Annotated in this window: 13 protein-coding genes; 4 read left to right on the top strand and 9 right to left on the bottom strand. The window is 58.9% G+C overall.

What is annotated here, in order from left to right:
* The 8 genes from ruvX to metK all read right to left on the bottom strand — a co-directional run bounded on the left by ruvX (position 1) and on the right by metK (position 7,318).
* The gene (gene ruvX / locus CYR52_RS09990) at positions 1-423 is read right to left on the bottom strand and encodes a Holliday junction resolvase RuvX (RefSeq protein ID WP_072927359.1); all 423 of its coding nucleotides are present in this window, start codon (positions 421-423) and stop codon (positions 1-3) included.
* Positions 423-986, bottom strand: coding sequence for a YqgE/AlgH family protein (locus CYR52_RS09985; protein WP_072927360.1), 564 nt, complete (start codon positions 984-986; stop codon positions 423-425). The genes ruvX and CYR52_RS09985 overlap by 1 nt, the downstream gene beginning before the upstream one ends.
* A gap of 118 nt (positions 987-1,104) precedes the next feature.
* Positions 1,105-2,055, bottom strand: coding sequence for a glutathione synthase (gene gshB, locus CYR52_RS09980; RefSeq protein ID WP_072927362.1), 951 nt, complete (start codon positions 2,053-2,055; stop codon positions 1,105-1,107).
* 10 nt (positions 2,056-2,065) lie between these two features.
* Complete coding sequence (gene rsmE, locus CYR52_RS09975) at positions 2,066-2,797, bottom strand: 16S rRNA (uracil(1498)-N(3))-methyltransferase (protein ID WP_072927364.1); 732 nt, start codon at positions 2,795-2,797, stop codon at positions 2,066-2,068.
* 96 nt (positions 2,798-2,893) lie between these two features.
* On the bottom strand, positions 2,894-3,601 hold the full coding sequence (gene endA, locus CYR52_RS09970) for a deoxyribonuclease I (RefSeq protein WP_072927365.1): 708 nt from the start codon (positions 3,599-3,601) through the stop codon (positions 2,894-2,896).
* 86 nt (positions 3,602-3,687) lie between these two features.
* On the bottom strand, positions 3,688-4,200 hold the full coding sequence (locus CYR52_RS09965) for a SprT family zinc-dependent metalloprotease (protein WP_072927367.1): 513 nt from the start codon (positions 4,198-4,200) through the stop codon (positions 3,688-3,690).
* An 84-nt stretch (positions 4,201-4,284) separates the two neighbouring features.
* Complete coding sequence (locus CYR52_RS09960; RefSeq protein ID WP_072927369.1) at positions 4,285-5,688, bottom strand: sugar porter family MFS transporter; 1,404 nt, start codon at positions 5,686-5,688, stop codon at positions 4,285-4,287.
* A 475-nt stretch (positions 5,689-6,163) separates the two neighbouring features.
* Complete coding sequence (metK, locus tag CYR52_RS09955; RefSeq protein ID WP_072927371.1) at positions 6,164-7,318, bottom strand: methionine adenosyltransferase; 1,155 nt, start codon at positions 7,316-7,318, stop codon at positions 6,164-6,166.
* A 407-nt stretch (positions 7,319-7,725) separates the two neighbouring features.
* Here metK and CYR52_RS23155 point away from each other — a divergent pair, with 407 nt between their 5' ends.
* The 3 genes from CYR52_RS23155 to speB all read left to right on the top strand — a co-directional run bounded on the left by CYR52_RS23155 (position 7,726) and on the right by speB (position 11,174).
* Positions 7,726-7,893, top strand: coding sequence for a hypothetical protein (locus tag CYR52_RS23155; RefSeq protein ID WP_476739106.1), 168 nt, complete (start codon positions 7,726-7,728; stop codon positions 7,891-7,893).
* Between the two features lie 268 nt (positions 7,894-8,161).
* On the top strand, positions 8,162-10,144 hold the full coding sequence (gene speA, locus CYR52_RS09950) for a biosynthetic arginine decarboxylase (RefSeq protein WP_072927411.1): 1,983 nt from the start codon (positions 8,162-8,164) through the stop codon (positions 10,142-10,144).
* Between the two features lie 103 nt (positions 10,145-10,247).
* Complete coding sequence (gene speB, locus CYR52_RS09945) at positions 10,248-11,174, top strand: agmatinase (RefSeq protein WP_072927373.1); 927 nt, start codon at positions 10,248-10,250, stop codon at positions 11,172-11,174.
* Between the two features lie 63 nt (positions 11,175-11,237).
* Here the strand turns inward: speB and loiP are convergent, their stop codons facing one another.
* Positions 11,238-11,990, bottom strand: coding sequence for a metalloprotease LoiP (gene loiP, locus CYR52_RS09940; protein ID WP_072927375.1), 753 nt, complete (start codon positions 11,988-11,990; stop codon positions 11,238-11,240).
* Positions 11,991-12,229: 239 nt separating this feature from the next.
* On the opposite strand from loiP, the gene CYR52_RS23090 reads away from it, so the two are divergent.
* The coding region (locus CYR52_RS23090) for a hypothetical protein (RefSeq protein WP_394854013.1) at positions 12,230-12,304 on the top strand (75 nt) is incomplete at its 3' end.

The following is a 12,304-nucleotide window of genomic DNA, read 5'->3' as shown; positions in this document are numbered from 1 at the left end:
TCAGCCGTAGTGGTTTTCGAACCAGCTTTCGAGGATCACCACCGCGGAGGCCGAATCGACGCTGCCTTTGTCCAGCGCGCGGAAACCGCCGCTGCTGAACAGGTGGGCGCGGGCTTCCACCGTGCTTAAGCGCTCATCATGCAGCTCGACCTGCACGCCAAAGCGGCCATGCAGGCGGTTGGCGAACTTGCGCGCCCTGGCAGTCAGCGGTTGCTCGGTGCCGTCCATGTTCAGCGGCAACCCCACAATCACCAGATCGGGCTGCCACTCTTTCAGCAGCTTCTCAATTTTCTGCCAGTCGGGGGTGCCGTCCTGCGCTTTGAAGGCGGGCAGGGCGCGGGCGGTGCCGGTAATCTCCTGGCCGATGGCCGCGCCGATGCTTTTGGTGCCGAAGTCAAAGGCGATTAAGGTGCGCTGGCTCATCAGGCGTGGCCCGCCTGGGTGGCGATGCTGGCGATGTCGATGCCGAGACGGCGGCCGGCCTCACGCCAGCGGTCCGCGACCGGCACATGGAACAGGATGTCGACGCTGGCTTCCGACGTCAGCCAGGCGTTGTCCAGCAGCTCTTTCTCCAGTTGCCCTTGTTCCCAGCTGGCATACCCCAGCGCCACCAGCACCTCTTCCGGCTGTTCAGCGGTGCCCAGGGTTTCCAGGACATCTTTGGAGGTGGTTATCATGGTCTGGTCAGAAATCAGGATGCTGGAGCCGAAGCTGTCACGCGGCGTATGCAGGATGAACCCGCGATCCTCCGCCAGCGGGCCGCCGGAAAACACCGGACGGTCGAGGCGGATGGCAGGGTCACGTGCCACCGGGGCGATATTGAGTTTTTCCAGCACACCTTCAACGGTGAACTGCTCAATCGGTTTGTTAATGACCAGGCCCATCGCGCCTTCTTCATTGTGTTCACAAATATACACAACGGCACGTTTGAATTGCGGATCGTCCAAAGAGGGCATGGCAATAAGAAAGTGATGCTGTAAATTCATTATAGTTTGGAGGTTTCGCGGGGTTAAAGGGTACACGATCTGTAGTATGCGGTGTCCGGCGGAGCAAGTCACTGGCCGCATTCTGAAAAGGCGGCCAGTTTCCGGGCTTTCTGGCGGGTTAGCGGGCGGCCAGGCGCTTCTCAATGGCATCCATCAACATACCGGTGATGGAGATTGGGAAGGCGGCTTCGATTTCACGGGCGCAGGTCGGGCTGGTGACGTTAATTTCCGTCAGGCGATCGCCGATGATATCCAGGCCGACAAAGATCAGGCCCTTCTGTTTCAGGATCGGTGCCACGGTGCGGGCGATCTGCCAGTCAGACTCGCTCAGCGGGCGGGCTTCGCCACGGCCACCGGCCGCCAGGTTGCCGCGCGTCTCACCTTGCGCCGGGATACGTGCCAGGCAGTAAGGCACCGGCTCGCCGTCCACCACCAGCACGCGCTTGTCGCCTTCTTTGATGGCCGGCAGGTAGTTCTGCGCCATGCAGTAGCGGCTGCCGTGCTCAGTCAGGGTTTCGATGATCACTGAAATGTTCGGGTCATCCTGCTTCACGCGGAAAATCGAGGCGCCGCCCATGCCGTCCAGCGGCTTGAGGATCACATCCCCGTGCTCCTGGTGGAAGTTGCGCAGGTGTGCCTTGTCGCGGCTCACCAGCGTGTCCGGCGTCAGTTCCGGGAACCAGGCGGTGAACAGCTTCTCGTTACAGTCACGCAGGCTCTGCGGCTTGTTGACGATAAGCGTGCCCTTGTCTTCCGCGCGCTCAAGGATGTAGGTGGCGTAGATGAACTCGGTATCGAACGGCGGGTCTTTACGCATCAGCACGGCATCCAGCTGGTGCAGCGGGATGTCCTGCTCGCCACCGAACTGGTACCACTGCTCATAGTTCTGTTCCACGCTCAGCAGGCGGGTGCGCGCCCGCGCTTCACCGCCGCGCAGGTAGAGGTCGTTCATTTCCATGTAATGGATTTCCCAACCGCGACGCTGCGCTTCCAGCAGCATGGCGAAGCTGGTGTCTTTTTTGATGTTGATGGAGGAAATCGGGTCCATCACGATGCCGAGCTTGATCATTCTTTCTCCTTTAACCCAGGTCGCCAAAGCGCACCTGGAGTGCAGTTATCGCGGTGAGTGCGGTAGTTTCGGTACGTAAAACGCGTGGCCCCAGCAGGATGTCGGTAAAGCCTACCGTGGCGGTCATGGCGATTTCGTCTGGCGATAATCCCCCTTCCGGGCCAATCAGCAAGCGGACTTTTTTCACCGGCAGCGGCAGGGTGTTAATGCTCTGGCTGGCGCGCGGGTGCAGGTTCAGTTTCAGGCTGTCATCCTGCTCGCGGCACCACGCCTCAAGGGTCATCGCCTCACGGATCAGCGGAATACGGTTTCGGCCACACTGTTCACAGGCGGCCACGGCAATTTTTTGCCACTGCTGAATCTTTTTCGCCAGTCGCTCGCCGTCCAGTTTAACCCCGCAGCGCTCGGAAAACAGGGGGGTAATTGTGCTGACGCCCAGTTCAATCGACTTCTGGATGGTGAACTCCATCTTCTCCCCGCGTGAAATCACCTGGCCGAGATGCAGGTCAAGCGGTGACTCCACGTCTTCCACCACGCCCGCGCCCAGGCGTACCTGTACGCTTTTCTTCTCCACCTGGGTTATCTCGGCAGGAAAGACCTGGTTGCTGCCGTCAAAAAGGTGCAGCTGCTGGCCTGCGGTCATGCGCAGCACGCGGCCGACATGGTTGGCGGCCTCATCGCTCAGCGTGAGGGTGCTGCCGGAGTGCAGCGGTTCCGGATGATAAATGCGGGGAATACGCATAACGGGGTTTTACGTCCTGTGTGGCATAAAGGGGCCGCGGTGCGGCGCAACGGGCGCGCAGCGGCCTGGCCCTGCGCGCGGAATGCCTAGTGTAGGTTAGCCTTTTCGCTGCTGGCAAGCCTGCTGCACATAGGGGTTGTGGTTACCCTGTACCGCGGCGATGCGGTTGTCCCGCGTGCACTCCCAGCCGGTGACCGGGTAGAGGCGGTTCCAGGCCTCAAACAGCTGGGTCTGCTGGCTGGAGAGGCGCAGCTGGTAGCGGTCACGCATGTAGAAGTAGGTGCGGGCGATGGCACCACGGGCGCGGGCCGGTGGCTCGGCGCTCTTGTCTTTGAAGTCCACTTTCATTTCGCAGCGGCCGTACTGGCCTTCACCGCCGCGCCACTGGTTATACATGAAGTTTCCGCGGTCGCCGTTCACTTCGCCGACGGACGGTTGCAGGTTGTGCAGGTCAGTTTCAATCTGGCGGTAGACCGGGTCTTTCACGCAGTTTTTGCGCCCGCCGTCCTGCCAGCACTGGCGCTGGTGGCCGAACTGCCAGGCCGGCACCACGTGCTCCCATTCAATGCGGTTGGCGCGCAGGGCGCTTTTACGCACCTGATAGCCGCAGGAGGCGAGGTCAGGGATGCCCTTTTTGCCCTGCCAGGTGATTTTGCAGCCGCAATAGAAATCGCCGGGTGCGTCCTGGTGGATTTTAGCCGCCGCCGTTTTGGCCTGGCTGAAATTGTTGATCTCTTTGCTGACGCCGGTCTGCGGCAACAGGGCGCCGGTAAGAAGCAGGGTAACGATAATTTTGCGGGACATATTCCAAAACTGCCTGAAGGGAAAAGTGCGAGAGTAACGGATGTGTAACACGGTGGCAAATCAGCAACGCCGTTTTTACTGCGCGGTCACGCGGGCGTATCCCCGGCCGGGTGCAGGGTGCGGCCGCAGCGGCGGCAACGGTACTCCGCCTCATTGCGCAGCACGCGGTTATGGCGGCGCAACGTCAGCTCATGGTGCTGGCAACCACACTGGTAGAGGAAGGTTTTGCTCTGGACGGAGGTGACTTCAAACTGGTGGGTGCGCCGCGCCGGGACGCCAAGCACGCTCTCCATCATCCACTGCCACTGTTTGCCGTGCGGCGGCACGCGGCCAAACACACGGTGCACCAGCAGGTGCGCCAGCTCATGCGGGATCACCTCATCGATGAAGCGCTGCTCATTTTCCAGCAGCAACACCGGGTTGAGGCGGATCTCCCAGCGGTCAAGCCAGGCAGTGCCTGCCGACGTGCCGCGCTGCTGGTAGAGCAATACCGGCTCCGGGTGGTCGGTGCCGAGTTGCTGGTTGGCCTGCTGCAATTTTTCACGCAGGCAGCGCATGACGGCCTGTTGCAGGGCGATCGGGATGCGTACGGGTTTCATAACCGGCAGAATAGTCAACCCGGCCGCTTCGGGCAATAAAAAAGGGCACCCCGAGGGGTGCCCTGTCAGCAGAGGCGGTGAAAATCAGTCTTGTGCACCGATATCGCGCAGCGCTTTGCCTTTCATCAGGTTGCGTTCAATGTGCTCCAGCGAGACGTTTTTGGTCTCCGGGATCAGCGCGATGGTGATGAAGATGAACACCACGTTCAGCGCGCCGTACACCCAGAAGGTGTTGGCATTGCCGAGGGTGTCCAGCATCGTCAGGAAGGTCGCGCCGACGATCATGTTGGCAATCCAGTTGGTGGCGGTAGAGACGGTGATACCGAAATCACGCCCTTTCAGCGGCTGGATCTCTGAGCAGAGTACCCAGATCAGCGGGCCGGCGCTCATGGCAAAGCCCACGATGAAGATCAGCAGCATCGCGATAGCGAAGTATTTCGCGGCCATGGTCTCCACGCCGAGGTGCAGCATGGTGCCCAGTACGCCCATACCGATCGCCATCACCAGGAAGCCCAGCTTCAGGGTCGGCTTACGGCCCCAGCGGTCAACCAGGCCGATGGCGATGAAGGTCGCCAGTACGTTGACCAGCCCGACAATCACCGTGCCCCACATCTGCTGGGTGGTGCTGGCGAAACCGGCCAGGCCGAAGATTTTCGGCGCGTAGTACATGATGACGTTCATCCCGGTGAACTGCTGCATCACCTGCAACAGGATGCCGAGGTACACGGTGCGGCGGAAGTTCGGGTTGCTTTTGAACAGCGCCCAGCCGGACTGCTTGATTTTCAGGCTTTCACGGATCTCATCCAGCTCACGTTTCGCCTGCTCGCTGGTGTCACGCAGCTTCTCCAGCACGCGGCGCGCTTTTTCATTGCTGCCGCGGGCGGCCAGCCAGCGCGGGCTGTCCGGCAGGAAGAAGACGCCGATCAGCAGCAGCAGGGCAGGGATGGTGATCACGCCCAGCATCCAGCGCCAGGCACCGGTGTAGCTGAAGCCGGTATCAGACAGGTAGGCACCCAGGATACCGATGGTAATCATCAGCTGGTACATGGAGATCATGCTGCCGCGGATGCGCTCCGGCGCAATCTCTGACAGGTAGATCGGGGCGGTATAAGAGGCGATACCGACGGCCAGGCCCAACAGCACGCGCGCGATGATCAGCACGTCCACGTTCGGGGCCAGGGCAGACGCCAGAGAGCCAACCACAAACAGCACTGCGCCGATCATCAGACTATATTTACGGCCAATGCGGAAGTTAAGCCAGCCACTGCCGACGGCGCCGACAGCGGCACCGAACATCATGGAACTGACCACCCACTCTTGTTGATGGTTGGTTATCTGAAACTCATCGCTGATAAACGGCAGCGCCCCGGCGATAACACCGATGTCCAGGCCAAACAGCAGCCCAGCCAGTGCGGCAAGAAAACAAACAAAGAAAGTGATTTTGGCGCTGGAGCCATTCCTTTCTTTGCTTAACGTAATGTTACTCATTGGGCCTCCAAGATGGCATGTATTAATTAGGTCGCTATGTTATTTGCCCAGTCTCACGGATAAAGTGCGCCAGATCACACTTATGTAATCGGTTACACCTATTATAACCAGGTATATTGCTGATTAATCGAGCCTTCGCCCCCAAAATAACAGGGCGAAAAGCGCGCCGCAGATTATTCGTTGAAGCGCGATGAAAGAGCAATCAGATTTTGACGAAAGCTTACAAATGGAAACTATAATATCCTGTTTTATAAGCGACTTTTGCGTGTAATCGGTTTCAGTTATCAGAGAAATACGCAAAGGGCCGGTAAATCCTGAAAATGTCCTTTTTTTATTAATGGGTAAATAAGCGGGTTAAAAAGGCGGGAAGCAAAAGCCTTTGTTTTCATATAGGCCATAAACGAGAGGGCTGCCGGGGAATAAATAATAAAAAACCCCGGCAGTGGCCTGCCGGGGTCGTCATTCACATGGAAACTTACTTCAGGCCGGCAGCATCACGCAGTTGCGCGGCTTTGTCGGTTTTTTCCCACGGGAAGTGCTCGCGGCCAAAGTGGCCGTAAGCGGCGGTTTCTTTGTAGATCGGGTGCAGCAGATCCAGCATCTGAATCAGGCCGTACGGGCGCAGGTCGAAGAATTCGCGCACCAGCAGGGTCAGTTGCTCAGTCGGCACTTTCTCTGTCCCGAACGTTTCCACCATGATGGAGGTCGGTTCTGCCACGCCGATGGCGTAGGAAACCTGGATCTCACAACGGTCAGCCAGCCCGGCCGCCACGATGTTTTTCGCCACGTAACGTGCTGCATAGGCCGCAGAGCGGTCAACTTTGGACGGATCTTTACCGGAGAACGCACCGCCGCCGTGACGGGCCATGCCGCCGTAGGTATCGACGATGATTTTACGGCCGGTCAGGCCGCAGTCGCCCATCGGGCCGCCGATCACGAAACGGCCGGTCGGGTTGATGAAGAATTTGGTGGCGGAAGTCAGCCACTCAGCAGGCAGAACCGGCTTGATGATCTCTTCCATCACCGCTTCCTGCAGCTCTTTCTGGCCAATCTCTTCAGCGTGCTGGGTGGAGAGCACCACGGCATCGATGCCGACGATTTTGCCGCCGTCATACTGGAAGGTCACCTGGCTTTTTGCATCCGGGCGCAGCCACGGCAGGATGCCGCTTTTGCGCACTTCAGCCTGGCGCTGCACCAGACGGTGGGCGTAGGTGATCGGCGCCGGCATCAGCACGTCGGTCTCATTGGTGGCGTAACCAAACATCAGGCCCTGGTCGCCGGCACCCTGTTCCAGCGGGTCAGAACGGTCAACACCCTGGTTGATGTCCGGGGATTGTTTGCCGATGGCACTCAATACGGCGCAGGAGTTGGCATCAAAGCCCATGTCGGAGTGAACGTAACCAATTTCACGCACGGTGTTACGGGTGATCTCTTCGATATCCACCCAGGCGCTGGTAGTGATTTCGCCACCCACCATCACCATGCCGGTTTTGACATAGGTTTCACACGCCACACGTGCTTTTGGGTCCTGCTCCAGGATAGCGTCAAGAACCGCGTCAGAAATCTGATCGGCAATCTTGTCCGGATGTCCTTCTGAAACAGATTCGGACGTAAAGAGGTGTTTAGCCATTATCTTCTTCACCTTGAGAAACGGGTTAAGTAATTACTGTGCGGCACAGGGTATGCCGGATAAGAGGTGAGCGCAGCTCCCCCGGGTCTGAAATGCATCCCGCACTGCCCGCAGACGAGCCGATCAACAGTTCATTGGTTAACCACGATAGACGGATTAACATCTGGACGGCTATTTTAGGTCAGCTTTTGGCCGGATTGCCAGTGCTTTTTTTGCAAGGTTGTTACGGCAAAGCGCGCGCTGCTGCACAAGGCGTCGCCTGAAAGCCGCCGGCACACATTTTCATTTTGCATTTTCAGGCTGATACCGGTATAACCAGCGCGCATCGGACACCCGTCCGGCGCAATAAATTATTTCTTAGAGGCTTGGCTGCCAACCCGGCAGCGTGCGTGGAGGTGGTGAGATTAATGACCCGCTGTTTACCGGTTGTTACATTTATGCAGCTGCGGCATCGCGTGATGTCACTCGCCACGGCAACCTGCCTCTCCTCTTTGTCTTCAACATCTGAACGGTGTTATCCCCCTCTGGGTGCAACCCAGGATTCCCGGGCCGGTAAGCCTGGATCACTCCCCTGAACCTTTTGTCTGCGCTGTTATCCACGCAGGCCGAAGACGTCGTTTCTGACGCTTCAACTTCCGTCTGACCGGCACGACGCCGGAATAATTGACCTCGAACGTCGAGGTTTGAAGCAGGTGTTTTACACTTAAAGGGGTGTTAACGCCCTTACACCGCCTTCCCGGCAGCGTTTTATCCTGCGGGGAAGGGCATGGTGTGGGTTGTTCTCATCGATTATTACTGTGATAGTGGCTGGCCATGTTGTCAGTACAGAATAAGAGGCAAATGATGTCTGATGATATGTTGCTCCACCGTCCGTCCTTGTCGGGCGAACCCATTTCTTTGCGCTCCATGCAGGAGGTTGCCGTGAATGACCAGAATGCCAGCAAAATGCTGCGCACCTATAATGTCGCCTATTGGGGCAACAACTATTATGACGTCAACGAACGGGGCCACATCAGTGTCTGCCCAGACCCGGACGTGCCGGAGGCGCGCGTTGACCTGGCCGAGCTGGTTAACGAGCTGCGCGAGCAAGATGGCCAGCGCCTGCCTGCACTGTTCTGTTTTCCGCAGATCCTGCAACACCGCCTGCGCTCAATCAACGCGGCGTTCAAACGCGCGCGCGAGTCGTTTGGTTATGAGGGCGGTTACTTCCTGGTCTACCCGATTAAGGTAAACCAGCACCGCCGCGTGATTGAATCGCTGATCAACTCCGGCGAACCGCTGGGGCTGGAAGCCGGTTCCAAGGCGGAGCTGATGGCGGTGCTGGCACACGCCGGCATGACCCGTTCGGTAATTGTGTGTAACGGCTACAAAGACCGTGAATATATCCGTCTGGCGCTGATTGGCGAGAAGCTGGGCCACAAGGTCTATCTGGTCATCGAGAAGATGTCTGAGATCAACATGGTGCTGGAAGAAGCCGAGCGCCTGAACGTGGTGCCGCGCCTGGGCGTACGCGCCCGCCTGGCGTCACAAGGCTCCGGCAAGTGGCAGTCCAGCGGCGGCGAAAAATCCAAATTCGGCCTGGCAGCCATTCAGGTGCTGAAGCTGGTGGAGACCCTGCGCGAGGCCGGCCGCCTCGACAGCCTGCAACTGCTGCACTTCCACCTCGGCTCGCAGCTGGCAAACATCCGCGACATCGCCACCGGGGTGCGTGAGTCGGCGCGCTTCTATGTGGAGCTGCACAAACTCGGCGTGAACATCCAGTGCTTCGACGTCGGCGGCGGGCTGGGCGTGGACTATGAAGGCACACGCTCGCAGTCTGACTGCTCGGTCAACTATGGCCTGAATGAGTACGCCAACAACGTCATCTGGGGCATCGGCGAAGCCTGTAATGAACATAACCTGCCGCACCCGACGGTGATCACCGAATCCGGCCGTGCCGTGACCGCGCACCATACGGTGCTGGTGTCCAACGTCATCGGCGTGGAGCGCAACGAGTTTGTGGATGACCCGATGCCGCCGGCAGAGGACGCGCCGCGCGCCCTCGAGAGCCTGTGGAACACCTGGCAGGAGATGCATGACCCGGCTAACCGCCGCTCGCTGCGTGAATGGCTGCACGACAGCCAGATGGACCTGCATGACGTCCACACCCAGTATGCGCACGGGATGCTTGACCTGACCAACCGCGCCTGGGCTGAACAGCTCTACCTGAACATCTGCAACCTGATCCAGCAGCAGCTTGACCCGAGCAACCGTGCGCACCGCCCGATTATCGATGAGTTGCAGGAGCGTATGGCGGACAAATTCTACGTCAACTTCTCGCTGTTCCAGTCAATGCCGGACGCGTGGGGGATTGACCAGCTGTTCCCGGTGCTGCCGCTGGAAGGGCTGAACCAGCCGCCGGAGCGCCGCGCCGTGCTGCTCGACATCACCTGTGACTCCGACGGCACCATTGACCACTACGTGGACGGTGACGGCGTGGCCGCCACCATGCCGATGCCGCCTTACGACCCGGAAAACCCGCCGGTGCTGGGCTTCTTTATGGTCGGCGCGTACCAGGAGATCCTGGGCAACATGCACAACCTGTTCGGGGATACCGCGGCAGTGGATGTGTTTGTGTTCCCGGACGGCAATGTTGAAGTGCAGCATTCCGATGACGGCGATACCGTGGCCGACATGCTGGAATATGTGCAGCTTGACCCGAAAGTGCTGCTGGCCCGTTTCTGTGATCAGGTCAAAGAGACCGATCTGGATGACGCCCTGCAAAGCGAATTCCTGGAAGAGTTTGAGGCCGGGCTGTACGGCTACACCTACCTGGAAGACGAGTAACCTGATAACAGTCCCCTCTCTGCCGCGCGCCTGCGGGCGGGGAGGGGATTTTTTTACACCTGGACTCCGGCCGTGCCGGGGTAGTTAATAAAGAGGATGAACGATGAGCACTTTGGGACATCAACCCGATAACTCTCTGGTTTCCAATGCATTTGGTTTTCTGCGTTTCCCGGTAAACTTCCAGCCGTATGACAGCGACGCAGAATGGGTCATTACCGGCGTGCCGTTCGACATGGCGACCTCCGGCCGTTCCGGTTCCCGCCTTGGCCCGGCGGCCATCCGTCAGGTGTCAGTAAACCTGGCGTGGGAAGGCAAACGCTGGCCGTGGAGTTTTGACCTGCGCGAGCGCCTGAACGTGGTGGACTGCGGTGACCTGGTGTTTAACTTCGGCGACGCCCAGGACTTCACCGACAAGCTGCAGGCTCATGCGGAGAAACTGCTGGCGTCCGGCAAACGTATGCTGACCTTCGGCGGTGACCACTTCATCACCCTGCCGCTGCTGCGCGCCCACGCCAAACAGTTCGGCAAAATGGCGCTGCTGCATTTCGATGCGCACACCGACACCTACTCCAACGGCAGCAAATTCGACCACGGCACCATGTTCTTCCATGCGCCGAACGAAGGGCTGATTGATGCCGACCGTTCAGTACAGATCGGCATCCGTACCGAGTTCGACAAAGATCTGGGCTTCACCGTGCTCGACGCGGCGCAGGTCAACGACCGCACCGTCGACGACATCCTGGCACAGGTGAAACAGATCGTCGGCGATATGCCGGTGTACCTGAGCTTTGACATCGACTGCCTGGACCCGGCGCACGCACCGGGCACCGGTACGCCGGTGATCGGCGGCCTGACTTCCGATCGCGCGCTGAAACTGGTGCGCGGCCTGAAAGATCTCGACATCAACATCGTCGGCATGGACATCGTGGAAGTCGCCCCGGCGTACGACCAGTCCGAGATCACGGCGCTGGCTGCCGCGACGCTGGCGCTGGAGATGCTCCACGTGCAGGCGGACAAAAAAGGCGAATAACCGCTTTATGTTGCCCAAAGAAAAAGCAGCCGGATGGCTGCTTTTTTTACGTCTGTGCCGCGGTTATTTGCCGGCGGCGATGCGCTCGCGGATATGTTTGGCGCGTGCTTCAGAGGAGGGGTGGTCGCTGAGCCAGTCAAGACCGCCGCCCTGTTCCAGTTTGGCCAGCTTCTCAAAGCTGGTGGCCAGCCCGGTCGGGTCGATGCCGCGTTTTTTCAGCAGGTCAAAGGAGTAGTCATCCGCCTGGGATTCCTGCTTCTGCGAGAACTGCGCGTTCACGAACTTCTCACCGAGGTCCGCCAGCTGGGACTGGGAGAGCGCGCCGGTGACGCCACCGAGCGCGGAGGCTGCCGTGCGCGCGGCGGTGGTGCCGTACGCGACCTGCATCGCTTTACGGGTGTGGCCCAGCGCCACGTGGCCCATTTCGTGGCCGAGCACGCCTTCCACTTCGTTGTCGTTCATCAGATCCATCAGCCCGCTGTAAACGCGGATGCAGCCGTTGGCCATCGCCCAGGCGTTGACATCTTTGGTGACATACACCTTATAGTTCGCCGGCTGGCCGTTGATGTTGTCACCCAGCGCGGCGGCGATTTTCGCCAGCCGCTGGCTGTATTCGCTGTCCGCCGGGGCGATCTGTGCTTTTTTGTCCATCTCTTCGCAGGATTGCACGCTGAGGGTTTTGACCTGCTCATCACTCAGGGTGGCTGCCTGGTAGGCTTGCGCGCCGGATTGCAGCAAAGACTGGGAATTCATGTTCTGGCAACCGCTCAGCAGGGCGGCCATGCTGAACGCTAAAAGCGCGGGGCGCATTTTCATAACGTTATTTTCCTGTGACATAACAAGGGAACCGGGGCGAAGCATAACGCAACCGTAAAGAAAACGTTAAGGTAAGTAATGGGGCGAAGCCGGCATAGACCATTTTTCCGAAAAAGTGCACCAGAATTGCTGACAATCTGTGATCCCTTTCACAAATGGTTTTAACGATTGCCGTTTTAATGCCGAGTCTGACAAAATGCCTGACCTGATCGCTTTTTTAATCCGACCTGGAGTTGAACATGTCCTCTCGTAAAGAGCTTGCCAATGCTATCCGTGCGCTGAGCATGGATGGGGTGCAGAAAGCCAAATCCGGC

This window comes from Chimaeribacter arupi (genome assembly GCF_002858805.1).
Classification (GTDB): domain Bacteria; phylum Pseudomonadota; class Gammaproteobacteria; order Enterobacterales; family Enterobacteriaceae; genus Chimaeribacter; species Chimaeribacter arupi.
Note: the sequence above shows the minus strand (reverse complement) of the source record. Positions and strands in the feature narration are given on the sequence as shown.